This is a genomic window from Ralstonia psammae, assembly GCF_958405935.1.
Taxonomy (GTDB): domain Bacteria; phylum Pseudomonadota; class Gammaproteobacteria; order Burkholderiales; family Burkholderiaceae; genus Ralstonia; species Ralstonia psammae.
The window spans coordinates 79,468-104,079 of record NZ_CATZBU010000013.1; the positions used below are offsets into that span (position 1 = coordinate 79,468).

Consider the following 24,612-nt stretch of genomic DNA (forward strand, 5'->3'; position numbering starts at 1 on the left):
GTTAAAAAAACGATAGTTGAGAGACAGTTCAACCGCGAGGCACGGCGCGCCTGACTTGCCGGCCCCCGCATCACCAAAGGAACCAGCATGACAGCGGAGTACAAGGTCCAGGACGGCGTTGCCGTCATCACGCTCAGCAACCCGCCGGTCAACGGCCTTGGCCACGCTACGCGCCTGGGTATTGTCGAAGGCATGGTCAAGGCGGGCGACGACGCCAACGTCAAGGCCATCGTGATCACCGGTGCCGGCAAGGCCTTCTCGGGCGGCGCCGATATCCGCGAATTCAACACGCCCAAGGCCACGCAAGAGCCGACGCTGCACGCCGTCATCAAGGCGGTCGAGTCGAGCAGCAAGCCGGTCGTGGCGGCCATCCATTCGGTGGCAATGGGCGGTGGGCTGGAACTGGCAATGGGTTGCCACTACCGCGTGGCCGCACCGGGCGCGCAGATCGCGCTGCCGGAAGTGAAGCTGGGCATCCTGCCGGGCGCGGGCGGCACGCAGCGCCTGCCGCGTGCAATTGGTCTCGAACCCGCGCTGAACATGATTGTTTCCGGCACGGCGATTCCATCGGAAAAGCTGGCCAAGAGCGGCCTGTTCGACCAGATGATCGAAGGTGACCTGATGGCCGGCGCCATCGATTTCGCATTGAAGGCCGCGGCCGACGGCAAACTGCCGAAGCTGCGCGATCGCAAGGTCGAGCACGACAACCCGCAAGGCTTCCTGCAATTTGCCCGCAACACCGTAGCGGCTGTTGCCAAGAATTTCCCGGCACCGGGCAAGTGCGTCGACGCCGTGCAAGCCGCAGTGGAAAAGCGCTTTGACGACGGCATCAAATTCGAACGCGATCTGTTCATCGAACTGGTGAACACAAGCGAATCACGCGCGCTGCGCCACGCATTCTTTGGCGAACGCGCAGCGAGCAAGATCCCCGACGTGCCGGAAGACACCCCGGTGCGCAAGGTGGAGAAGGTTGCCGTGATCGGTGCCGGCACGATGGGCGGCGGCATCTCGATGAACTTCCTGAACGCGGGCATTCCGGTCACGATCCTGGAAACCAAGCAGGAAGCGCTCGACCGCGGCGTCGCCACGATCCGCAAGAACTACGAGAACAGCGCCAAGAAAGGCAAGCTCACGCAAGAGAAGGTCGAGCAGCGCATGGCTCTGCTGACCCCGACGCTCTCGTACGACGACATCAAGGACGCCGACCTCGTCATCGAGGCCGTGTTCGAAGAAATGGGTGTCAAGGAAGTCGTGTTCAAGAAGCTGGACGAAGTCGTCAAGCAGGGCGCAATCCTGGCATCGAACACCTCCACGCTGGATGTCGACAAGATCGCCAGCTTCACCAAGCGCCCGCAGGACGTGGTCGGCATGCACTTCTTCAGCCCGGCCAACGTGATGAAGCTGCTGGAAGTCGTGCGCGGCAAGGACACCGCCAAGGACGTGCTGGCGACCGTCATGAAGCTGGCCAAGGCCATCAAGAAGACGGCCGTCGTCTCCGGCGTGTGCGACGGCTTTATCGGCAACCGCATGATCGAGCAGTACAGCCGCCAGGCCGGCTACCTGCTGGACGAAGGCGCGCTGCCGGAGCAGGTCGACAAAGCCATCGAGAAGTTCGGCTTTGCAATGGGCCCGTTCCGCATGGGCGATCTGGCTGGCAACGATATCGGCTGGGCCATCCGCAAGCGCCGCGCCGTCGACAAGCCGGACATCGTCTACTCCAAGACCGCCGATCTGCTGTGCGAGATGGGCCGCTTCGGCCAGAAGACTGGCGGTGGCTGGTACGACTACAAGGCGGGTGACCGCAAGCCGTATCCGAACCAGCAGGTCAACGACATGATCATCCAGCACTCGAAGGATCTGGGTATCACACGCCGCAAGATTTCGGATGAAGAAATTGTCGAGCGCCTGGTGTTCGCGCTGGTCAACGAGGGCGCCAAGATTCTGGAAGAGGGCATTGCCTCCAAGGCGTCGGACATCGACATGGTCTACCTGACCGGCTACGGCTTCCCGCTATTCCGCGGTGGCCCGATGCTCTATGCAGACACCGTTGGCCTGTACAACGTCGCCCAAGCCATGCACCGATACAGCAAGGGCTACCACGGCGAAGCCTGGAAGCCGGCACCGCTGCTGCAGAAGCTGGCTGACGAAGGCAAGGGCTTTAATGGCTAATGCGCGGCTAACCGACTAAGCGACCAAGCAACCAAGCGACCGCCATGCAACTCACGCCCACCGACTGCCTGCTGATCATCGACGTGCAGAACGATTTTCTGCCCGGCGGAGCGCTGGCCGTGCCGGACGGCGACCAGGTCATCCCGATCGTCAATCGGCTCGGCAAAGCATTCGGACGCGTGGTACTGACGCAGGACTGGCACCCGAGCGAACACGTGTCGTTCGCGGCCAACCATCCTGGCACGCAGCCGTTCGGCACCATCGATTTGCCGTATGGGCAGCAGGTGCTGTGGCCGGTCCACTGCGTGCAGCACAGCGCCGGAGCCGCGCTGGCCGACGGACTGGACGTGCCGCATGCGCAGCTGATCGTTCGCAAGGGCTATCACCCGCACATCGACAGCTACTCCGCATTCTTTGAGGCGGATCGCAAGACGCCGACCGGCCTGCTGGGCTACCTGCACGAGCTTGGGATCAAGCGCGTGTTCTGCGTGGGGCTGGCTACGGATTTTTGCGTGGCGTGGTCAGCGCTGGATGCCCGTGCTGCGGGGCTGGAAGTGGCCGTCATCGAGGATGCCTGCCGCGCGATCGACCTGAACGGGTCGCTCGCGCAGGCGTGGCAGCGCATGACGGAAGCGGGCATCGCGCGGTTGCAGTCGCCGGACATTTTGAACACCTTGTCTTGAACGGATAACGGAATACACGGCGCGGAACCGAAACCGCGCCCCACCAGATACGAGGAGCAACACCATGACCGAAGCAGTCATCGTTTCCACCGCACGTACCGGCTTGGCCAAGAGCTGGAAGGGTGCCTTCAACATGACGCACGGCGCCACGCTGGGTGGCCACGCCGTCCAGCACGCCATTGAGCGCGCCAAGATCGAGCCGGGCGAAGTGGAAGACATCCTGATGGGCTGTGCGAACCCGGAAGGCGCGACCGGCGCCAACATCGCGCGCCAGATCGCGCTGCGTGCCGGCTGCCCCGTGACCGTGCCGGGCGCGACCGTCAATCGCTTCTGCTCGTCGGGCCTGCAGACCATTGCCATGGCTGCGCAGCGCGTGATTGCCGACGAAGGCGACATCTTCGTGGCCGGCGGCGTGGAATCCATCTCGTGCGTGCAGCAGGAGATGAACCGCCACATGATGACCGAAGGCTGGCTCAACAAGCACAAGCCGGAAATCTACTGGAGCATGCTCCAGACCGCCGAGAACGTTGCCAAGCGCTACAACATCGGCAAGGAGCGCCAGGACGAATACGGCGTGCAGAGCCAGCAACGCGCCGCTGCCGCCGCTGCCGCAGGCAAGTTCAACGACGAAATCGTTCCGATGACCACGGTGATGGGCGTGGCCGATGCCAAGACCGGCCAGCTCATGACGCGCGAAGTCACGATCTCGGCTGACGAAGGCATCCGCGCTGATACCACGCTTGAAGGCGTGTCGAAAATTCGCACCGCCATGCCGGGCGGTGTGGTCACTGCCGGTAACGCCAGCCAGTTCTCCGACGGCGCATCCGCTGCCGTGGTGATGAACGGCAAGGTCGCCGCCGCCAAGGGCCTGCAGCCGCTGGGCGTGTTCCGCGGCTTTGCCGTGGCCGGTTGCGAGCCGGATGAAATGGGTATCGGTCCGGTGTTCGCCGTGCCCAAGCTGCTGAAAAAGGCTGGCCTGAAGGTTGAGGACATCGGCCTGTGGGAACTGAACGAGGCGTTTGCCGTGCAGGTGCTGTACTGCGCGGACAAGCTCGGCATCCCGATGGATCGACTGAACGTCAACGGCGGCGCCATCGCCGTGGGCCACCCGTACGGCGTGTCCGGCGCGCGCCTGGTTGGCCACGCACTCATCGAAGGCAAGCGCCGTGGCGTCAAGTACGTGGTCGTGACCATGTGCATCGGCGGCGGCCAAGGCGCAGCCGGCCTGTTCGAGGTGCTCTAAACAGACAGGCTCCCGCATCAAAACGGGAGCCTGTTTTGTTTCTGCCAGAGCTGGTTTGATCGCCCGCGCATGCACCCAGACGGTTTGGCCGTTCCTGCCCTAGATGGCGCCTTGAATTTCTGTAAGCGGGCGGGAAAAAGAAGGACCGCTGCCTGAGCGCAGCGAGTTTCGATTCTTCTCAGCCCGGTTACAGAAATTCAAGGAGGCTTTCGCCATCTCGGGCGCGCCTTTCTTTTGCTTACTTTTCTTTGGCAAGACAAAGAAAAGTGAGTCGACCCCGGCAGGGGACGACACCCAGAACACAAGATGCCGAGTCACATCATGTCTTCTCTACTGCTATCCCGCCGCGACCTGAGCTTCCTGCTCTATGAATGGCTCAACGTGGAATCGCTCACGCGCATTCCGCGTTATGCAGACCACTCCCGCGAAACCTTCGACGCCGCACTCGATACTTGCGAGCGCATCGCGACGGATCTGTTTGCTCCGCACAACAAGAAGAACGACCAGCAGGAGCCGCATTTCGATGGCACCACGGTCCACATCATTCCCGAAGTGAAGGTGGCGCTGGATGCCTTCAACAAGGCGGGTCTGATGGCCGCGGGGCAGGACTTTGAGCGCGGCGGCATGCAATTGCCGACTGTCGTTGAGAAGGCGGGTTTCGGCTTCTTCAAGGCCGCCAACGTCGGCACCAGCTCATACCCGTTCCTGACCATCGGCAACGCGAATCTGCTGCTCGCGCACGGCACGCCCGCGCAGATCGAAACGTTCGTACAGCCCGAGATGGAAGGCCGCTTCTACGGCACGATGTGTCTGTCGGAGCCGCAGGCCGGCTCGTCGCTTTCGGATGTTGTCACGCGTGCTGAGTACGAAGGTGAATCGCCACTCGGCGCCCAATACCGCCTGACCGGCAACAAGATGTGGATCTCCGCCGGTGAGCACGAACTGTCGGACAACATCGTCCATCTCGTGCTGGCGAAGATTCCCGGCCCGGACGGCAAGCTGATCCCGGGCGTGAAGGGCATTTCGCTGTTTATCGTGCCGAAGTTCCTTGTCAATGCCGATGGCTCGCTCGGTGAACGCAATGACGTGGTGCTGGCCGGCCTGAACCACAAGATGGGCTACCGCGGCACGACCAACTGCCTGCTGAACTTCGGCGAGGGTACGCAGTTCCGCCCGAAGGGTGCAGATGGCCAGCCGCGCGCCGGCGCCATTGGTTACCTCGTCGGCGAGCCGCACAAGGGCCTCGCCTGCATGTTCCACATGATGAACGAGGCGCGCATCGGCGTTGGCATGGGCGCGACGATGCTCGGCTACACGGGTTATCTGCATGCAGTGGACTACGCGCGCAATCGTCCGCAGGGCCGTCCGGTCGGGCCGTCGGGTAAAGACGCGGCGTCTCCACAAATCCGCATCGTCGATCATGCTGACGTGCGTCGCATGCTGCTGGCACAGAAGGCGTACGTGGAAGGTGCGCTTGGCCTGAACCTGTATTGCGCCAAGCTCGTCGATGAAGAACGCGGGGAAACCGACGCGGCCAAGCGCGCCAAGCTTGGCCTGCTGCTCGACATCCTCACACCGATTGCGAAAAGCTGGCCGTCACAGTGGTGCCTGGAGGCCAACAGCCTGGCGATCCAGGTGCACGGCGGTTACGGCTACACGCGTGAATACAACGTCGAACAGTTCTACCGCGACAACCGCCTGAACCCCATCCACGAAGGCACCCACGGTATCCAGGGCCTGGATCTGCTGGGCCGCAAGGTTGTGATGCAGGACGGCGCCGCCTTTGCCGCACTGGGTGAGCGCGTGCAGGCCACCGTCGGCCGTGCGTTGGAAACCGACGATGAAACGCTGGCGGGCTATGGCCGCGCGCTCGGCATGGCCACGCAGAAATTGGCCAAGGTCACGCAGACGCTGTGGGCCGCTGGCGACCCGCGCGTGACGCTGGCGAACGCCTCGGTCTATCTGGAAGCCTTTGGCCACGTCGTCATCGCGTGGATCTGGTTGGAGCAGGCCCTGGCCGCCGCCAAGGCGCTGCCCAACGCACAGGGCGAAGACGCCGATTTCTATCGAGGCAAGCTGCAGGCCGCACGCTACTTCTTCCAGTGGGAACTGCCGAAGATCGATCCGCAGATCGTGCTGCTCGGCTCGCTCGACACGACCACGCTGGACATGCAGGACGCTTGGTTCTAACGACGACAACGACACTGGAGACACCATGGGTACGCTGAAACATCTGTTCGATCTTTCCGGCAAGACGGCGCTGATCACTGGCGGCTCGCGCGGGCTCGGCCTGCAGATTGCCGAAGCACTGGGCGAGCAGGGCGCGCGCATCGTTTTGTCTGCCCGCAAGGCCGATGAGCTGAAGGAGGCACAGGCACACCTGAAGTCGCTCGGCATTGAGGCCGACTGGATTGCCGCCGACGGCGCCATCGAAGCCGACATCCAACGCCTGGCCGATGAGGCACTTGCCAAGCTCGGCCACGTCGACATTCTTGTCAACAACGCGGGCGCAACGTGGGGCTCGCCGGCGGAAGACCATCCGGTGGAGGCGTGGGACAAGGTGATGAACCTGAACATCCGCGGCCTGTTCCTGCTCACGCAGCAGATCGGCAAGCGCTCGATGATCCCGCGCAAGTACGGAAAGATTGTCAACGTGGCGTCGATTGCAGGCCTGAAAGGCAACCCGCCGGGCTCACTGGATACGATTGCCTACAACACCAGCAAGGGCGCAGTGGTCAACTTCACGCGCGCGCTGGCGGGCGAATGGGGCGAGCACAACATCACCGTCAACGCGATTGCGCCGGGCTTCTTCCCGTCGAAGATGACGCGTGGCTCGCTGGAAAAGCTCGGTGTGGACAAGCTGGCCGAGCGGTCGCCGCTGCACCGCATTGGGGACGACGAAGACCTCAAGGGCGTGGCCGCGCTGTTCGCGTCGGACGCCTCCAAGCACATCACCGGGCAGATCCTCGCCGTCGACGGCGGCGTGAGCGTGGTCTAATTTCGGCTGCTTCTCACTCTTTCTGACGCAGCATGAACGCAGACAACAACGGTTTTCCGATCGACATCCCTTTCCTGAAGCTCCTCGGCATGCGCTGCCTGAAGGTGGCCGACGGCGAGGGCGTGGTCGAACTCGCACTCGAAGCGCAGCACATGAACAGCTGGGAAATGGCCCATGGCGGCGTAACCATGACGATGCTCGACGTCGCCATGGCCATGGCTGGCCGCTCGGCCGACGTGCATGGCCGTGGCGTGGTGACGATCGAGATGAAGACGGCGTTCATGCAGCCCGGGCGCGGCACGCTCAAGGCCAGCGCACGTTGCGTGCATCAGTCCACCACCATGGCGTTCTGCGAAGGCGAGGTGCGCGACGCCGATGACAAGCTGGTCGCACGCGGCTCGGGCACGTTCAAGTTCGTCAAGCGCATGCCGCCGCCGCGCACGCCTGAACCCGGCGCAGACGGCTGACCAGGCAACACCGCAGTTGCAGTACCCCGTTGCACACCGGACCGCGTCCGACACACAAGAAGAGCAACCACGGAGACAACCATGCAACAACCTGCGCGGCGGACGGTGTCTGCCCTTGCCATCACGCTGCTTTGCTGCACCGGACTGACCATGACCCTGCAAGGATGCGCCTCCAACTCCGCGTCAACCGACGCACAGGCGGCCAGTGCACCGGTTGCCGTGCAGCCTCCGCCGGCGCCGAATCCGCCGATGCAGAAGCCGCTGACGGCCGACGAATCCGACCCGAACAAGATGGGCTGGATGCAAGGCTTTCCGCCGCCGGCCGATCGCATCATCCGCTTTGACTTGGCGGGCAACATGTTCCCGCGCACGCGCTACGGCTACAGCCACTTGCGTGAGTTCGTGCCGACGCGCGTGGTGTGGCACGGCGATGGCCCGGTCAGCAAGCTGCCGCGCGCCGAGCGCGACATCAGCGGCGTGCTGTTCACCGATCCGAACGGCACGCGCCGCACGTTTGCCGAGGCGCTCAAGCTCACCTACACCGACGGCATCCTCGTCATGCACAAGGGCAGGGTGGTCTACGAGCGCTACTTTGGCGCGCTCGATGCGCATACGCAGCACATCGCCATGTCGGTCACGAAATCGTTTGTCGGCACCCTGGCCGCCATGCTGGTGGCCGACGGCAAGCTCGATCCGGCCGCGCCGGTGACGCAGTACGTGCCGGAGCTGAAAGACAGTGCCTACGGCGACGCCACCGTGCGCCAGGTCATGGACATGACCGTGGGCGTGCGCTACTCCGAAAACTATGCCGACCCGAATGCCGATGTCTGGGCCTACGCCCGCGCCGGCGGCATGCTGCCGCGTCCGGCCGGCTACAAGGGCCCTGACAATTTCTACGAGTATCTGACGACGCTGCGCAAGGAAGGCGAGCACGACGCGGAGTTCTCGTACAAGACCGTCAACGCCGAAACCCTGGCGTGGATCGTGCGCCGTGCTTCGAACAAATCGTTGGCGACGCTGTTGTCCGAGCGCATCTGGCAACCGATGGGCGCACAGGATGACGCGTACTTCTCAGTGGACAGCATCGGTACGGAATCGGGCGGCGGCGGCCTGAATACCACGCTGCGCGATCTGGCGCGCTTTGGCGAAATGATTCGCAACGACGGCCGCTTCAACGGCAAGCAGATCCTGCCCAAGAGCGTGATCGACGACATCCGGCGCGGTGGCGACCCGGCCAAGTTTGCCAAGGCAGGCTATACGACGCTGCCGGGCTATTCGTATCGCAACATGTGGTGGGTCTCGAGCAACGACCACCACACGTTCGAAGCGCGCGGCATCCATGGCCAGCGCATCTATATTGATCCGGTGGCCCAGATGACGATCGTGCGCTATGCCTCGCACCCGATCGCCGCCAATGCTGCCAATGATCCGGTCACGCATCGCGCATATGCGGCGCTGGCCGAGTACTTCATGCAACACAAGTAACAACCCGACCCCATACCGATATCCGATATTCAGGAGCGTTTTTCATGTCGAAGACCTATCAGCGCATCGTCCTGGCTTCGCGCCCGCAAGGGGCCGTGACGCCCGACAATTTCCGCCTGGAGACGGTGGACATCCCGGAACTGCAGGACGGCCAGGTGCTGGTGCGCAACCATTTCCTGTCGCTCGATCCGTACATGCGCGGCCGCATGAACGACAGCAAGTCGTATGCGCAACCGCAGCCGCTGGATGAAGTGATGATCGGCGGCACGGTGGGCGTGGTGGAAGCCTCCAAGAACCCGTCGTTTGCCGTGGGCGATACCGTAGTCGGCATGTTCGGCTGGCAGGAAGTGGGCGTGTCGGACGGCCGCGGCATCCAGAAGGTCGATACGCGCCACATTCCGCTCTCGGCGTACCTGGGTTCGGTGGGCATGCCGGGCGTGACGGCGTGGTACGGCCTGAACAAGATCATGCATCCGAAGCCCGGCCAGACCGTGGCGGTCAGCGCTGCGTCGGGCGCCGTGGGCAGCGTGGTGGGCCAGCTTGCCAAGCTCAAGGGCTGCCGCGCCGTGGGTTTTGCCGGCGGCAAGGACAAGTGCGATTACGTGGTCAACGAGCTGGGCTTTGACGCCTGCATCGACTACAAGGCCGCCAAGGACCCGAAGGAGCTGTACAAGATGCTCAAGGAAGCTACGCCCGACGGCATCGACGCGTACTTCGAGAACGTGGGTGGCCCGATCCTGGATGCGGTGCTCTCGCGCATGAACCCGTTTGGCCGTATCGCCATGTGCGGCATGATCGCCGGCTACGACGGCCAGCCCCTGCCGCTGCAAAACCCGCAACTGATTCTCGTGTCGCGCCTGACCATTGAGGGCTTCATCGTCTCCGAGCACATGGACGTGTGGCCGGAAGCACTGCGCGAGCTGGGCGGTTTCGTGGCGCAGGGCAAGCTGAAGTTCCGCGAGAGCGTGGCCGAGGGCTTGGCGAGCGCACCGGAAGCATTCATGGGCCTGCTCAAGGGCAAGAACTTCGGCAAGCAACTCGTCAAGCTGGTTTGAGTCAAGCCGCATGCGGACTGTCAATGGTTTGACAGTCCGCCAGGTGAGGGCCGCACAGAATGGCCCCACCCACAACGTACGCGTGAAGGAGACACCATGAACGCACCTGAAACCACGCAAGCCAAGCGGCCCGACAGCATGGCCGCCAGCCTCAGCCCCGAGGCCGCTGCCCGCTATCGCAACCTCCCGCGTCCGCCGCAATTTGCCACCGTGGCTGAAGAACGCCTGCATCGCAAACAGCGCCTGGCTGCAGCGTTCCGCTTGTTTTCCAAATTCGGGTTCGATGAAGGGGTGGCCGGGCACATCACGGCACGCGATCCAGAGCACCAGGACAGCTTCTGGGTCAACCCGTTCGGGGTGCATTTCAGTCAGGTGACGGTGTCGAACCTCATTCGATGCGATCACCACGGCAACGTGGTTGAAGGCGATTACCCGGTCAACGCCGCAGCGTTTGCGATTCACTCGCGCGTGCACCAGGCACGACCGGATGCTGTCGCCGCTGCGCACTCGCACAGCACGTACGGCCGTGCGTGGTCGACGCTCGGCCGCAAGCTTGATCCGCTCACTCAGGACGTATGCGCTTTCTATGGCGACCACGCGGTGTACGACGATTTCGGCGGTGTGGTGGTCGAGCTGGATGAAGGCCAGCGCATTGCAGAGGCGCTGGGCGACAACAAGGCCGCCATCCTCCAGAACCACGGCCTGCTGACCGTCGGCAAGACGGTCGACGAAGCGGCGTGGTGGTTCATCACGATGGAGCGCTCCTGCCAGGTGCAGTTGCTGGCCGAAGCCGCTGCCGCGCGCACCGGCGACGCACCGCGCACGATTTCCGATGCCGCTGCCCGCCAGGCGTATTCCATCGTCGGCTCGGCGCAGGCAGGGTGGTTCCAGTTCCAGCCGCTGTACGCACGCATCGTCAAAGAACAACCCGATCTGCTCGACTGATCGGCATCGCAAATTTCTGGAGCACGCATGACGGACCTGATCCTGCATCACTACGCCACCTCGCCGTTTTCAGAGAAGGTGCGTTTGATCTTCGGCTACAAGGACCAGCCGTGGAAGTCCGTCACGGTGCCGGTGATCCTGCCCAAGCCGGATGTGATGCCGCTCACCGGTGGCTACCGGCGCACGCCGTTTCTGCAGATCGGCGCGGATATCTATTGCGATACCGCGCTGATCGCGCAGGTGCTGGAATCGATTCACCCGGCACCGACGCTGTATCCCGCAGACCATGCTGCTGCAGTGTTTTCGATGGCGCAGTGGGCCGATACGGCGCTGTTCTGGGCCACGGCAACATTCGTGACGCAACCGGCGGGCTTCCAGAGCCTGTTTGGCGACGCGCCAGAAGCATTCGTCAAAGCCTTTGTGGAAGACCGCAAGGCGATGCGTGTGGGCGGCACGGGCTTGCGCACGCCGCTGCCGGAAGCCACGTCCACCCTGCGGGTGTTCCTCGCCCAACTGGAGCGGCAGTTGGCGACAGGCGAGCGCATCTTCCTGTTTGGCGAGCAGCCGACGGTGGCCGACTTTTCCGTCTACCACTGCCTGTGGTTCATCCGCCGCGCGACGGCGGTGGCGGGCATTCTCGATGCGCACCCGGAAGTCGTGGCATGGATGCATCGCGTTGCGGCGTTCGGTCACTCGCAAGCCCAACCGATGACGCCCGCCGAAGCCCTGGACATTGCCAAGGCCGCCACGCCGCGTGCGCTGACTGAAACGAATGCCACCTTCGACGACAGCTACGGCCTGCCCAAGGGCACGCGTGTGACGGTGGCCGCAGTTGACTACGGCGTCGACCCTGTCGAAGGCGACCTTGTCGTCTCCACGCGCGATACCGTCGGCGTGCTGCGCGAAGACCCGCGCGTCGGCCAGGTGGTGGTGCATTTTCCGCGCGTGGGTTACGCCGTGCGCAAGGTTGAGGCGGCGGGCTGATTCGGCTTCGCCATCTCGATCGCCTTTCCTACTACAACGACATCAGTGAGACACGTATGAAGCAATTCGCAGGCGGTGTGGCCGTCATCACGGGCGGTGCGTCGGGTTTCGGCAAGGAGTTCGCCAAGATCGGCGCCGGGTTGGGCATGAAGCTGGTGCTGGCCGATATCCAGCAGGATGTGCTGGATGCCGCCGTGGCCGAGTTCTCGGCGCAGGGCGTGGAAGTGATTGGCCTGCGTGTCGACGTGTCGAAGGTGGAAGACGTGCAGGCGCTGGCTGACGCGGCCATCAAGACGTTCGGCAAGGTCAACCTGCTGTTTAACAACGCCGGCGTGGGCGCGGGTGGTCTGATCTGGGAGAACACTGAGCGCGATTGGGATTGGGTGCTCGGCGTGAACCTGCACGGCGTGATCCACGGTGTACGCATCTTCACGCCGCTGATGCTCGAAGCCGCCAAGAAAGATCCGGCGTACGAGGGCCATATCGTCAATACGGCATCGATGGCGGGGCTGCTGAATGCGCCGGCCATGGGCATCTACAACGTGTCCAAGCACGCGGTGGTGGCCCTGTCCGAATCGCTGTACCAGGACTTGAGCCTGGTGACCGAACAGATCCATTGCTCGGTGCTGTGCCCGTACTTCGTGCCGACCGGCATCACGCAATCTGACCGCAACCGCCCGCAGGATCTGGCCAACACGGCGCCGCCCACCAAGTCGCAACTGGTTTCGCGGGCCATGTCGGAGAAGGCGGTCAGCTCCGGTAAGGTCACCGCCGAGCAGGTCGGCCAGATGACCTTCGATGCGATCCGCAACGCAGGCTTCTACATCTACTCGCACCCGCATGCGCTGGCGCCCGTGCAGCATCGCTTTGAAGACATCATCTCGCAGCGCAACCCGTCTGATCCGTTCGAGGGCAAGCCGGACGTGCGTGCGCGTCTGGTCGATGCGCTGCGCGGATAATTCCACCTTTACGACCGCCACCACTCCGAGATCGCCATGAACACAGCAACGGCTGCCGCCATTACTGAATCGCAGTTCGCCGATCTGCCCAACGGCACGCGGCTGCATTACGCCAGCGCCGGCAAGCGGGGGGCGCCACTGATGTTGTTCGTACACGGCTTTCCGGAGTTCTGGTACGAGTGGGAAGCGCAGCTTGCTGCATTTGGCGACACGCACTTTGCCGTTGCGCCCGACATGCGCGGCTACAACCTGTCGAGCAAGCCGGCTGCGGTTGATGCATATCGCCCGAAACTCCTGGTGCAGGATCTGACGCAGTTCATCACGGCGCTGGGCTATGAGCGCGCCATCGTGGTGGCGCATGACTGGGGTGGGGCGATCTGCTGGAACCTTGCCATCCAGCACCCGGAGCTGGTCGACCGTTTGGTCATCATCAATTCGCCGCATCCGTGGGTGTTTGCGAATGCGCTACTGAGCGATCCAGCGCAGCAGGCTTCATCGGCGTACATGAACTGGTTGCGCCAGCCCGGTTCAGAAGACGCACTGGCCGCCAATGCGTTCGAGAAGCTGGAAGGCTTTTTCCATGGCATGGGCCAGCCGGTGGCCGAGTGGTTCACACCCGAAGTGCGAGCGCGCTACCACGCCGCCTGGAGCCAGCCGGGCGAGGGCGGTTCCCACGGCCTGACGGGCGGCGTGAACTACTACCGCGCTTCGCCTTTGCATCCGCCCACCGAGGGCGCTGCGCCGTTGCGCATTGATCAGATGCCGCCCGAGGCGTTTGTCGTCAAGGTGCCCACGCTGGTGATCTGGGGCGAGATGGACATGGCGCTGCCTAAAACCCTGCTCAATGGGCTGGAGCGATTTATTCCGGAGATGCGGCTCGAACGCATCCCGGAGGGTACGCACTGGGTGGTGCACGAACAGCCGGAACGCATCACCGCGCTGATCCGGCCGTTCGTTTCGTAGTGCTGCCGCGTTACATCGACTCCGCCAGCATGCGGCGGTAGTCGTCCGCCGTGGCGATGCGCGGGTTGGTCTTGTGGCAGTGGTCGAGCAGGGCACCCTCGACCACGTGTTCCAGCGCATCTTCCGGCACGCCCATCTGGCGCAAGCCGGTCGGCAGACCCAGGCGCGCCGTCAGGTCATGCACGGCCTGGGCGAGGTCCGCACCGGCGGGCAGATTCATCACGCGGCGCATACGCGCGTAGCGGTTGTCTCGCACCACCGTCTCTGCCGTCTCGTTGAAGCGCAACACCGCCGGCAGCACCACCGCATTGAGTGTGCCGTGGTGCAGCGCAGTCTTGCCGTCGACCTTCACGCCACCCAGCGGGTGCGACAACGAATGCACGCACCCCAGCCCCTTCTGGAACGCCATCGCACCCTGCATCGATGCGCTCATCATGTTCAGCCGCGCATCGCGGTCAGCTCCATCGCGCGTGGCGCGTTCGATGTTGGCCCAGGCACGTTCGAGGCCATCCAGTGCGATGCCGTCCGCAGGCGGGTTGAACGCTGGCGCGAGGAAGGTCTCGATGCAATGCGCAATCGCATCCATGCCCGTGGCGGCTGTCAGCGCGGGCGGGAGGCCGAGCGTCAGTTCCGCGTCGCAGATGGCCGACTTGGGCAGCAAGTGCCACGAGTGGAAGCCCAGCTTGCGGCCGTCTTCCAGGATGATGATCGCGCCGCGCGCCACTTCGCTGCCGGTTCCGGCCGTGGTGGGAATCGCAATCAACGGCGCCGCCGCTTCCGTGATCTTCGTGCTGCCGCCCTCGATGGTCGCGTAGGTCGTGAGCGGCTCGGGGTGCGTGGCTGCAATCGCAATCCCCTTGGCCAGGTCGATCGACGAACCGCCGCCGATGGCGATCAACCCATCGCAGCCGGCGTCCTTGTACTGCGCGGTGGCCTTCAGCACCATCGCCTCGGTCGGGTTGGAAGGGGTCTCGTCGAACACGGTGACGGGCAAGCCGCCCGTGGCGTCAATGGCGCGCTGTGCCAGTCCTGCGGCGGCCACGCCCTTGTCGGTTACGATCATCGGCCGCTGGATGCCGACGCGTTCGCATTCGCTCTTGAGTTCGTTGAGGGTGCCGAAGCCAAGGTGAACGTGGGTGAGATAGAAGATGAGGGCCATGCTGTCTCCGGAGGGTGTTTGTCTGCGTCGCCTGTCTTGTCGTGCAGGCGTGGTTCAATGGATACTCCGATGATAGCCAAATTAGAACGATCGTTCAGTTAACGCCCGCATGTCGTCCCCGTCTCTCGACCCGCACGTCGCCCAATTACTCGATCTGGTGGCGCGTGCCAAGCGTCCGCCGCTGAATGCGCTCGACCCGGCCGATGCCAAGATCGCCTACGAAAAGAGCAGCCCCATTGTCGACATCCCGTCCATCCCGCTGGAAGCCGTGCACGACCTGACGGTGGCGGCGCGCGATGGTCATGCCATTCCCATCCGCACGTACGCAGCGCGCGAGGCCAGCTGGGCCGATCCGCTACCGTTGCTCGTGTACTTTCACGGCGGCGGTTTCACGGTGGGCAGCATCAAAACGCACGATCAGCTCTGTCGCTCGCTGGCCGCCAAATCCGGCGCGATGGTGTTGTCGGTGGACTACCGGCTCGGGCCCGACTGGAAATTTCCGACCGCCGCGAACGACGCGTTCGACGTGCTGCAGTGGGTGTTCGATGAAGCCGTCACCGTGGGCGCTGACCCAGCACGCATCGCATTCGGCGGCGACAGCGCGGGCGGGACGCTGGCCGCGATCAGCGCCATTGAAGCGCGCAATCGCGGCTTGGCGCCCGTGCTGCAGTTGTTGATCTACCCTGGCACCACCGCGCGTGAATCCACGCCGTCGCACCGTGAGTTTGCCGAGGGCTACTTGCTCACGCAGGACATGATTCACTGGTTCTTCTCGCAATACCTGCGCACCGATGCCGACCGCGACGATTGGCGTTTCGCCCCGCTGGATGCGGGCGGCCACGGCGCAGACGTGACCGGCGTGTGCCCCGCGTGGATTGCCGTGGCGGGCTTCGACCCGATCCGCGACGCCGGCATTGGCTACGCCAACAAGCTGCGCGCAGCGGAGGTGCCGGTCGAGCTGAAACTGTACGAAGGCATGATTCACGATTTCTTCAAAATCGGGCGCTTCGTGCCGGCGGTGGAAGACGCGCACCGCGATGCCGCCAACGCGCTGCGTCGCGCCTTCGGCACCGAGACCGAATCACCATAACGAGAGGAGACTGCATGGCGATCGAGGATTTCCGCCACAGCACGCCGCTGCGCGTACGCTGGGCCGAAGTCGATGCGCAGAGCATCGTCTTCAACGGCCACTACCTGCTGTACGCCGATGTGTGCATCACCGAGTACTGGCGCAGCATCGGCGTGCGGTATCCGGTGGATGTGGTCGACACGTTTGGCGTGGATTTCTACGTGGTCAAATCCACGCTCGAATACCACGCCTCCGCGCGCTTTGACGACGAGCTGGACTTGCGCTGTCGCGTGGCGCGCCTGGGCCGCTCCAGCATGCGCTTTATCATCGAGATGTATCGCGCAGACGAGCACCTCGTCACCGGCGAAGTCATCTACGTGTGCGCAGACCCTGCCACGCAGACCTCCGCGCCGATTCCCGACTCGCTGCGCGAACGCATCCTCAATTTCGAAGTTCTGAAGCCTGAAACATGACTGCCCCTGAATCTGTCCGCCCGCTTGCGGGTGTTGAAGTCGACCACTGGGACGCCGTGCGCGAAGAAGCGCGTGCCATCCGCTACGACGTGTTCGTCATCGAACAAGGCGTACCCGTTGAGCTGGAGTGGGACACGTGGGACGACCAGTGCTGGCATGCGCTGGCACGCGACACGGCCGGTCGCGCCGTCGCCACGGGCCGCCTGCTGCCCGACGGCCATATCGGCCGGATGGCGGTGCGCAAGGAGGCCAGGGGCACGGGCGTTGGCGCGCGCGTGCTGGAGGCCTTGATCGACAAGGCGCAGTCGCTTGGTTACCCCGAACTGGTCCTCAACGCGCAAACCCACGCCATGCCGTTCTACGCGCGCGCCGGTTTTACGGCCGAGGGCGAAGCGTTCGAGGAGGCCGGCATTCCGCACCAGACCATGCGCCGCGTGCTTACACGTTGATGTCCTGGGCGGCCCGCGCAATGGCTGCGATGGCCGCCTGCGCTGCCGGCGATGCGGTTCTGCCGTGCAGCCGCACAATCCCCGTCGTGGACGGCGGCGACAGCCACCCCTTCACCGCCAGCCGCACCAGCGCACCGGTTTCCAACTCTTCCCGTACCGCAGCGTCCGTGGCACCCAGCACGGTGTCCGTCGTGAGCGCAACCGTCTTCAGCACGCCGTAGTTGTCGCATTCCAGCGCGATGCTGGCTTCGCGGCCTGCCGGCAGGCCAAGCAGCATCGCCAACTCCACCTTTGACGGGCTCAGGAGTTTCGGTACGGCAATACCGTATTCCCACACTTCGCGCAGCGTGTGCGTGTGCCCCGCAAGCGGATGGCCGGCCCGCACGTACAGGTGAGGGGGCTGACCTCCGATCGGTTGGATATCCAGGGCGGCGTCTTTCGGCATGTCGCGCACGTCGGCCGCGAAGAATTCGATGTTCTCGCTGCGCAGGCGCTCCAGCAACTGCACCCAATTGCCGACCTCCATGCGCAGCGCAACTTGGGGATGCTGCTGCCGCAATTCCTGCAGCGCTCGGGGCATGAGGGTGGCCGTCAGCAGCGGCCCGACGCCGAAGGCCGTGTCGCCGAGTTGGCTGTCGCGATACAGATCAACGTCGCGTTGCAAGCAGCGCGCTTCGAACAGCAGGCGCCGCGCGCGCTCGATGACAAACTCCCCGGCAGGCGTGGGGCGCACATCGCCTGCTTCGCGATCGAACAGGCGGATGCCGAGATCGTCTTCGATCGCCTGGATGCTGCGGCTGAATGCGGGCTGGCTGAGATGCACCGCTTGCGCGGCACGCGCGAAGTGCAGCGTGTCGGCAAGGGCCACAACGTGACTGAGGCGGCGCAGATCCATGACGTTGCGTATTTTGCATTGAACAGATGTTCATTATGCATTGGACGCATTGGCATCGCACTCCTAGGCTTGTCTGCACAACAAAAGCGAGGAGACACCAATGAGTTCGCACATGGAGCACGCGCTGATCGTCGCCTGCATCCTCGGATTTGCCGCCATGGAGTTCGTGACCCGGCGCTACCAGGCCACCGTGCGTGGCCGCGCGACTGCCAACGATGCCTGGCTAGAGGTGCTGATGTTCATCAGCCTCGTCGCCGTCACCCAGCCGATCGCGCTGCTGGGCAGCAACGCACTGTGCAAGTGGCTCATCCCGGCGCAGCAGAACGCGTGGGCGGATCTGCCTTGGTGGGCAATGACCGGCTTGCTGCTCATCGGCGACGACCTCACGCAATATCTCTGGCACCGCGCTTCGCACACGCCGCTGCTGTGGCCGTTGCACCGTGCGCACCACAGCGCGTCGTACATGAGCGTGCGCATTACGTACCGCAACAATTTCTTCTACTACCTGATGATGCCGGGGCTATGGATTGGCGGCGTGGCGGTGTACCTGGGCTTCGGGCCGGTCTATGCGGCGTATCTGGTCGTCAAGCTGAGCGTCATTGTTGGCGCGCATTGCGCCTGGCCGTGGGATGCACCGCTGTACCGCATCCGCGCGCTGCGTCCGCTGATGTGGGTGATCGAGCGTACGATTTCCACGCCCGCCACGCACTGGGCGCATCACGCGCTCACCAATGCCGATGGCATCGGCCACTACAAGGGCAATTTCGGCAACCTGCTGTTTTTCTGGGATGTGCTGTTCGGCACGGCGCATATCACGCGCAAATATCCCGCGAAGATCGGCTTGCAGGATGACGTGCTGTTCGGCGCCGAGCCGTGGACAGCGCAGATGTTCTACCCGCTGGTGCAGTCCAAACGCGAACATTCGGCATTACGCCCGGGCGGCGCGGCCGTCACCGAAATGGAAGTGGATCGGACCGCGAGCGCCAAGCAGGAAGCGGCCTGAGCGGCCCGGCGCTTACGTACCGGCGTGCGTGACGGTATCGAGCACGCCGAGGTAGCGCGTCTCACCAATCTGGCCCTGGGCGTCGAAGCGGCGCTCGGTCACGTCAAAGCAGCCGTCGTGGCGGATGCGCACGATGGTGCTGGCACGCGTGCCATAGCGCGGCGAGCGGATAAAGGCGGCAGAAAGCAGCTTCTCCCACTCGGGCGCCACGCCCGTGGCGGGCAGGGAGCCGGTCGGTGCTTCACGTGTTTCCGACAACAGATCGAGATAGCGCGCCACATCCAGCGCGTTGCCGTGCCGGCCCGTGTCTGCGGCCAGGGCTTCGGCAAAGGCGGCCATGCGATGCCGCACCTTGAACCACGGGGTATCGAGCAGCGCGTTGGACAGTCCGTACAGACCGGGCGCGAGCTTGCGCGGCGCTTCGGCGCGGTTGCTCGTCCACCAGAGTTCGTCGCGCGTGGCGGTCAGCAGGTTGTAGCCGTTGTATGCGCGGTCGCGCGCGGCGAGGCTATCGAGATAGGCGGGCACCGACACATCATCCGCCGTCAGGAAACTGGAGACCAGCTCCCCGCGCGAACGCGCATCGGGCCGGCGCTCGGACGGCGCGCGATAGTTTGTCAGCGCGGCAAAGCGGCCGTCGCGCGTCATGCCCATCCACGTGCCTGCGTGACCGACCACCTGGGCCATGTCACGCCCGGCGAGCACGTTGGGCGCGTCGCTCCACCACGCCAGCGGCGCGGCAGGGCGGTCATAGAATTCGTCCCGGTTGGCGGCCACCACCAGCGCGTAGGCGGGGTGGGCGTGCCAGGCCGTGAGAATCAAACACATGAGCACTTCCTTTGAACATGCCGCGCAACGAGCGGCCGAGCGGCCAAGGGTCAATGTGACGACCTGTGTTGCGCGGGCTTCGGCCAAGCATAGCAGCCTGCCGGATTTTTGCGATGACGATTGCGACAGGGCGCTGTCAGTTGTTTTCCAGATCGGCAAACAACTCTGCATGGCGTTCACCCGCGACGAATTCACGCGGGCCGCCGGTTTCCCACAAGGCCGCCAGCGTGGCTGCAAATGCGGGCGGGACGTCGTCGTAGGACTCCATCCACGTGGCTTGGCCGTCGCGTGTTTCAGGACGGCGCATCAAGGCGCCTGCCACGCCTGTTGCCTCTTCCACGGTATCGAGCCAACGCCGCCAGCGCGGCAGGGCAGCAGCAGCGTCACGCTCGGCGATGCGGAAGTAGACGAACAGGTGATCGGCCATGATGGGGGGTGGTGTCAGGCGTTTTCTGAAACGGGAATGACGTACGGCAGGTTCTGCAACGTCAGTACCGGGCCGTCTGCCGTGGCCAGGTGGATAACGGTGTCGAGTGCATCCAGCTTCAACTCGACCAGCAGATCCGTGCCGCCATCGGGCGCCATGGCTGCGTTGACCACCATGCCGCACGGTTGGTTCGGATCGGCTGCGCTGTAGACCTCGGCGCCCGCCGACGTGGGGGCATTCACGTGCGCACGCTGCATGCGCCGCTTGAGCGTGCCGCGATACTGGCTGCGTGCCACGATCTCCTGGCCGGGATAACAGCCCTTGCGGAAATCGACGCCACCCAGCAACTCCAGGTTCACCATCTGCGGAACGAACTGTTCCTGCGTGGAAACAGTGATGTGCGGCACACCTGCTTGCAGGCTCATCCAGTCCCACACCTCGGTACCCACCAGCGACAGGCGCGACGACAGCGTCTTCCAGGCGTGCTGGAAGTGCTCGGCGTGCACCATCCATTGATAGCGGGGGCGGCCGCCGGCATCGGGCAGGCGGACGACCGCACCGAATTGCTGGCCCACCGTGGCGGGCTGCTGCGCCACCGCGTTGACGACGTCCGGCTCAGGCAACACGGCACCGGCCTCACGCAGCGCTTCCGCCGCCTCGGGCCCGGCGACACCGATGGCGATGAACTCGTCCATCGGGCGCAGCTTGGCCTTGGCGCGCAGCACGAACATCGACAGGCGCTTGGTCAGCGCGGGCGCGATGGCCTTGTCTGTCTGCAGCACGATCGTATCCGCCTGACGCCACACCAGCAGCGTGGCAAGCAGGCGGCCCTTGGGCGAACAATAGCCCGCCAGGCGCGCCTGATTCAGGCCGAGGCCCGTGACGGCGTTGGTGAGCTGGTTATGGAGGAACTCGGCGGCATCGGCGCCTTCGACGGCGATGCGCGCAATATCGGTCGGTGCACACAGCACGCTGCCGCGCGTGGCAGCATCAAATTGCACGTCGAGCGGCGCAAAGCTCAGCGTATCGACGAAATCGTGGAAGACATCATTCATGGTGTGCGGGGCTGCCTGAGATTGACCCGGTATTATATTGGGCTGTCTGAAGGGCAGTTTGTGCCCTGTCTATCCATTTCAAGAGTGCGGAAATCGCCGGTGTCGGCCGGCTCCGCACGCAGATTCGCAACACAATGCTCTCTTTTCTCAAACGCTTGATCCTGCTGGCGATCCTGATTGTGCTGGCAGCAGCAGGCGGTGTCGTGTGGTGGGCCCAGCAACCGGTGAGCCTGTCGGCCTCGCCGCTGGAGGTGGTGATCAAGCCGAACTCGAGCGTGATCTCGGTCGGCAAGCAGCTTGCCAATGCCGGCGTGGGCGTGCAGCCGCAGTTGTTTTCGCTGGTGGCGCGCGCCACGGGCAACGCCAAGAACCTGAAAGCCGGCGGTTATGCGCTGGAAACCGGCGCGACGCCCATGTCCATCCTCGACAAGATGGCGCGTGGCGAGGTCACGCACTACGTCGTCACCGTGATCGAGGGCTGGTCGATGCGGCAGATGCGGGCGGTGGTTGACGCAGAACCTGCGCTCAAGCACGACACGGCCGGTATGTCCGATGCGGACCTGATGCGCAAGATTGGCGCGCCCGAAGCCAACCCGGAAGGCCTGTTCTTTCCCGACACCTACCTGTTTGCGCGCGGCAGCAGCGACGTGGAGCTGTACCGTCACGCCTACCAGGCCATGCAGAAGCGCCTGAACGATGCCTGGGCCAAGCGCTCGCTTGATCTGCCATACAAGACGCCGTACGAAGCGCTGACCATGGCCTCCATCATCGAGAAGGAGACCGGTCAGAAGATGGAGCGGCCGATGATTGCCGCCGTGTTCATCAACCGACTGCGCAAGAACATGCTGCTGCAGACAGACCCGACGGTCATCTATGGCCTCGGTGCCGGCTTTGACGGCAATTTGCGCAAGCGCGATCTGCAGACCGACACGCCGTACAACACCTACACGCGTACGGGCCTGCCACCCACGCCGATCGCGCTGCCGGGTATGGCGTCGCTGCAGGCGGCGCTGAACCCGGCGCCGTCCGACGCGCTGTATTTTGTGGCGCGCGGCGATGGCAGCAGTCAGTTTTCGACCAACCTGACGGACCACAACCGGGCCGTCAACAAATACCAGCGCGGCCAACCATGACCGGCAAATTCATCACATTCGAAGGTATCGACGGCGCGGGCAAGAGCACGCACCTGGCGTGGTTTGCCCAGCAATTGCAGGCGAAACTCGCTCCCCAGGGCAAAAAGGTGGTCGTCACCCGTGAGCCGGGCGGCACGCCGCTGGGCGAACGACTGCGCGAAGTGCTGCTACACGAGCGCATGCATCTGGAAACCGAAGCACTGCTGATGTTTGCCAGCCGCCGCGAGCACATCGCCGAGGTGATTCAGCCAGCGCTCGACGCCGGCGATTGGGTCATCTCCGACCGCTTCACCGATGCCACGTTCGCCTATCAGGGCGGGGGCAGGGGGCTCGCCATCGACCGGCTGGAAGCATTGGAACACTGGGTGCAGCAGGGCCTGCAGCCGACCAAGACCCTCCTCTTTGATCTCGCGCCCGAAATTGCCGCCGCGCGCTTGGCCGATGCACGCACGCCGGACAAGTTCGAAGCCGAGTCCGCCCAGTTCTTCCTGCGCACGCGTGCTGAATACTTGCGCCGCGCGGCAGCCGAGCCCGATCGATTTGTCGTGCTCGACGCCAACCGGGAGCGCACCGATATCCAGAAAGACCTGGAGAATCTGCTTGCAACGCTCTGATTTTGCAGGCAATTTCGGATGCGGAAATAATGGTTTCACGACGAGTTTTTGCATCAACAATCTGACGCAACCTATTGATTCATGATGCTTTATCCCTGGCAATCCGCTGATTGGTCCCGCCTGCAAGCCATGCGGGCCAAGTTGCCGCATGCGATTCTGCTCAACGGCCAGGCTGGCACCGGCAAGCGCGATTTCGCCATGCACTTCGCGCAAGGCCTGCTGTGTGATACGCCTGCGGCCGACGGCCAACCGTGCGGCACGTGCGCGGCCTGCAACTGGTTTGCGCAGGGCAACCATCCGGATTTCCACCTTGTGCGCCCCGAAGCGATGGAGGACGCCCCCGAGACGGAGAAAGACGCCGACGGCAAGAAAAAAGCGCCCAGCAAGATCATCCGCATGGAGCAGGTGCGCAACCTGATCGAGGCGGTGGGTGTCGGTACGCACCGGGCCGGGTTGCGGGTGGTGGTGCTGTATCCGCTCGACGCGTTGCAGACCGAAGGCGCCAACGCGCTGCTCAAGACGCTGGAGGAGCCGCCGCAGAACACCGTCTTTCTGCTGGTGACGGACCGTATCGACCGTATCCTGCCGACCATCCTGTCGCGCTGTCGGCAATTTCCCCTGCAGCCGCCGCAGCCCGAGGCCGCGCGGCAGTGGCTGGAGCAACAAGGCGTGCCGCACGCGCAAAACCTGCTGGCCGAGTTCGGCAATGCGCCATTGGCCGCGCTGGCCGCCGCCGAGTCTGAGGACCGCCCGCTGCTGCAATTTTTGCTCGAACAGCTTGGCCAGGGCGCCAAGCTGGACGCGCTGGCCACGGCGGATCATTTACAGAAATTGTCGGTACCCGCCGTTCTCAGTACCATGCACCGATGGGTCTTTGACTTGATGGCGGCACGGCTGGCGGGGCGTCCGCGCTACTTTCCGGCGCAGCGCGATGCGCTGCAACGTTGCGCAAATACCATCCCGCTCGACCGCCTGGAACGTTTTGCGCGTGCCTTGCCGGAGCGGCGCCGCACCGAACAGCATCCGCTGGCCGCGCGGCTCGTCATCGAAAGCCTTTTGCTGGATTACCGGCAGCTCTTTCCGGCTGCTTGAACCCGAACCCGCACCTGAACGTTTGCACTCTGTGGACATCCTGTGAGCACTGCACCTCTTCGTACGCCCGGCACTCCCGTCACCCCTGGCACGCCCGCTGCAGCCGGCATGGCTCCAGGCGCACCGACCCGTCCGGGCATCGTCTCGCTGGCCATTAAAGATGAAGCGGGCCTGCACGCCGCATATATGCCGTTCCTGAAGAACGGAGGCATCTTCGTGCCGACGCAGCGTCCTTACCGGATCGGCGAGGAAGTTTTCCTCGTGCTCTCGCTGCTGGACCGCCCGCAGAAATATCAGGTGGCCGGCAAGGTGGCATGGATCACCCCGGTGGGCACGCCCGCCAAGACGCCGGGCATTGGCGTGCATCTTGGCGAGGATGAGCAGTCCCGCGTACTGCGCCGCGTGATCGAGGAGCTGCTGGGCAAGCAGATCAACTCGCAGCGCCCCACGCAGACCCTTTGATC

The 24,612-nt window shown here is 64.0% G+C and carries 25 protein-coding genes; 20 read left to right on the plus strand and 5 right to left on the minus strand.

The annotated features are described in order from the left end of the window. The first annotated feature begins 87 nt into the window (after positions 1-87). From R2N16_RS20725 to R2N16_RS20780, 12 genes are all read left to right on the plus strand, one after another. Positions 88-2,169: a 3-hydroxyacyl-CoA dehydrogenase NAD-binding domain-containing protein gene (locus tag R2N16_RS20725; RefSeq protein WP_316668124.1), complete on the plus strand. Its 2,082-nt coding sequence runs from the start codon at positions 88-90 to the stop codon at positions 2,167-2,169. Positions 2,170-2,213: 44 nt separating this feature from the next. Further along, positions 2,214-2,852, plus strand: coding sequence for a bifunctional nicotinamidase/pyrazinamidase (pncA, locus tag R2N16_RS20730; RefSeq protein WP_316668126.1), 639 nt, complete (start codon positions 2,214-2,216; stop codon positions 2,850-2,852). 64 nt (positions 2,853-2,916) lie between these two features. Beyond that, on the plus strand, positions 2,917-4,095 hold the full coding sequence (locus R2N16_RS20735) for an acetyl-CoA C-acyltransferase (RefSeq protein WP_316668128.1): 1,179 nt from the start codon (positions 2,917-2,919) through the stop codon (positions 4,093-4,095). A 321-nt stretch (positions 4,096-4,416) separates the two neighbouring features. Then, positions 4,417-6,285, plus strand: a complete 1,869-nt coding sequence (locus R2N16_RS20740) for an acyl-CoA dehydrogenase (RefSeq protein WP_316668130.1) — start codon at positions 4,417-4,419, stop codon at positions 6,283-6,285. Between the two features lie 25 nt (positions 6,286-6,310). Then, positions 6,311-7,093 (plus strand): SDR family oxidoreductase, encoded by a 783-nt coding sequence (locus R2N16_RS20745; protein WP_253539455.1) that lies wholly within the window; start codon positions 6,311-6,313, stop codon positions 7,091-7,093. Between the two features lie 32 nt (positions 7,094-7,125). Continuing rightward, entirely contained in the window at positions 7,126-7,560 is a 435-nt protein-coding gene (locus R2N16_RS20750) for a PaaI family thioesterase (RefSeq protein ID WP_012762007.1), read from the plus strand. Between the two features lie 81 nt (positions 7,561-7,641). Next, positions 7,642-9,045: a serine hydrolase domain-containing protein gene (locus R2N16_RS20755; protein WP_316668135.1), complete on the plus strand. Its 1,404-nt coding sequence runs from the start codon at positions 7,642-7,644 to the stop codon at positions 9,043-9,045. A 44-nt stretch (positions 9,046-9,089) separates the two neighbouring features. Continuing rightward, the gene (locus tag R2N16_RS20760; RefSeq protein ID WP_316668137.1) at positions 9,090-10,100 is read left to right on the plus strand and encodes an NADP-dependent oxidoreductase; all 1,011 of its coding nucleotides are present in this window, start codon (positions 9,090-9,092) and stop codon (positions 10,098-10,100) included. 96 nt (positions 10,101-10,196) lie between these two features. Further along, on the plus strand, positions 10,197-11,045 hold the full coding sequence (locus tag R2N16_RS20765) for a class II aldolase/adducin family protein (RefSeq protein ID WP_316668139.1): 849 nt from the start codon (positions 10,197-10,199) through the stop codon (positions 11,043-11,045). Between the two features lie 27 nt (positions 11,046-11,072). Continuing rightward, a complete protein-coding gene (locus R2N16_RS20770) occupies positions 11,073-12,029 on the plus strand; it encodes a glutathione S-transferase family protein (RefSeq protein WP_316668141.1) in 957 nt (318 codons plus the stop codon). Positions 12,030-12,085: 56 nt separating this feature from the next. Beyond that, positions 12,086-12,988: an SDR family oxidoreductase gene (locus R2N16_RS20775; protein ID WP_316668143.1), complete on the plus strand. Its 903-nt coding sequence runs from the start codon at positions 12,086-12,088 to the stop codon at positions 12,986-12,988. Between the two features lie 36 nt (positions 12,989-13,024). After that, entirely contained in the window at positions 13,025-13,951 is a 927-nt protein-coding gene (locus tag R2N16_RS20780; protein WP_316668145.1) for an alpha/beta fold hydrolase, read from the plus strand. A gap of 10 nt (positions 13,952-13,961) precedes the next feature. Here R2N16_RS20780 and R2N16_RS20785 read toward each other — a convergent pair whose 3' ends face one another. Further along, positions 13,962-15,110: an iron-containing alcohol dehydrogenase gene (locus R2N16_RS20785; protein ID WP_316668147.1), complete on the minus strand. Its 1,149-nt coding sequence runs from the start codon at positions 15,108-15,110 to the stop codon at positions 13,962-13,964. 109 nt (positions 15,111-15,219) lie between these two features. Between R2N16_RS20785 and R2N16_RS20790 the strand changes: the two genes are divergently transcribed. The 3 genes from R2N16_RS20790 to R2N16_RS20800 are packed head-to-tail and all read left to right on the plus strand — an operon-like array spanning position 15,220 to position 17,101. Continuing rightward, positions 15,220-16,200, plus strand: a complete 981-nt coding sequence (locus tag R2N16_RS20790; protein ID WP_316668149.1) for an alpha/beta hydrolase — start codon at positions 15,220-15,222, stop codon at positions 16,198-16,200. A gap of 14 nt (positions 16,201-16,214) precedes the next feature. Beyond that, complete coding sequence (locus R2N16_RS20795) at positions 16,215-16,652, plus strand: acyl-CoA thioesterase (protein ID WP_316668152.1); 438 nt, start codon at positions 16,215-16,217, stop codon at positions 16,650-16,652. Further along, positions 16,649-17,101, plus strand: a complete 453-nt coding sequence (locus R2N16_RS20800) for a GNAT family N-acetyltransferase (RefSeq protein WP_316668153.1) — start codon at positions 16,649-16,651, stop codon at positions 17,099-17,101. The genes R2N16_RS20795 and R2N16_RS20800 overlap by 4 nt, the downstream gene beginning before the upstream one ends. On the opposite strand, the gene R2N16_RS20805 is transcribed toward R2N16_RS20800, so the two are convergent. Beyond that, positions 17,091-17,996, minus strand: a complete 906-nt coding sequence (locus tag R2N16_RS20805; protein ID WP_316668155.1) for a LysR family transcriptional regulator — start codon at positions 17,994-17,996, stop codon at positions 17,091-17,093. The two genes, R2N16_RS20800 and R2N16_RS20805, sit on opposite strands and share 11 nt — an antisense overlap. Before the next feature lie 100 nt (positions 17,997-18,096). On the opposite strand from R2N16_RS20805, the gene R2N16_RS20810 reads away from it, so the two are divergent. Then, positions 18,097-18,999, plus strand: coding sequence for a sterol desaturase family protein (locus R2N16_RS20810; protein WP_316668157.1), 903 nt, complete (start codon positions 18,097-18,099; stop codon positions 18,997-18,999). A 12-nt stretch (positions 19,000-19,011) separates the two neighbouring features. On the opposite strand, the gene R2N16_RS20815 is transcribed toward R2N16_RS20810, so the two are convergent. From R2N16_RS20815 to ygfZ, 3 genes are all read right to left on the minus strand, one after another. Continuing rightward, positions 19,012-19,827, minus strand: coding sequence for an NRDE family protein (locus tag R2N16_RS20815; protein ID WP_316668158.1), 816 nt, complete (start codon positions 19,825-19,827; stop codon positions 19,012-19,014). A gap of 136 nt (positions 19,828-19,963) precedes the next feature. Continuing rightward, entirely contained in the window at positions 19,964-20,254 is a 291-nt protein-coding gene (locus R2N16_RS20820; protein ID WP_316668160.1) for a DUF4936 family protein, read from the minus strand. Between the two features lie 14 nt (positions 20,255-20,268). Then, positions 20,269-21,309: a CAF17-like 4Fe-4S cluster assembly/insertion protein YgfZ gene (gene ygfZ / locus R2N16_RS20825; protein ID WP_316668162.1), complete on the minus strand. Its 1,041-nt coding sequence runs from the start codon at positions 21,307-21,309 to the stop codon at positions 20,269-20,271. A gap of 134 nt (positions 21,310-21,443) precedes the next feature. Here ygfZ and mltG point away from each other — a divergent pair, with 134 nt between their 5' ends. The 4 genes from mltG to R2N16_RS20845 all read left to right on the plus strand — a co-directional run bounded on the left by mltG (position 21,444) and on the right by R2N16_RS20845 (position 24,610). Further along, entirely contained in the window at positions 21,444-22,442 is a 999-nt protein-coding gene (gene mltG, locus R2N16_RS20830) for an endolytic transglycosylase MltG (protein WP_316668164.1), read from the plus strand. After that, the gene (gene tmk / locus R2N16_RS20835; protein ID WP_316668167.1) at positions 22,439-23,056 is read left to right on the plus strand and encodes a dTMP kinase; all 618 of its coding nucleotides are present in this window, start codon (positions 22,439-22,441) and stop codon (positions 23,054-23,056) included. Before mltG ends, tmk begins: the two co-directional genes overlap by 4 nt. 81 nt (positions 23,057-23,137) lie before the next feature. Beyond that, positions 23,138-24,148 (plus strand): DNA polymerase III subunit delta', encoded by a 1,011-nt coding sequence (locus tag R2N16_RS20840; RefSeq protein ID WP_316668169.1) that lies wholly within the window; start codon positions 23,138-23,140, stop codon positions 24,146-24,148. A 42-nt stretch (positions 24,149-24,190) separates the two neighbouring features. Further along, positions 24,191-24,610, plus strand: a complete 420-nt coding sequence (locus R2N16_RS20845; protein ID WP_316668171.1) for a PilZ domain-containing protein — start codon at positions 24,191-24,193, stop codon at positions 24,608-24,610. Positions 24,611-24,612: the final 2 nt, after the last annotated feature.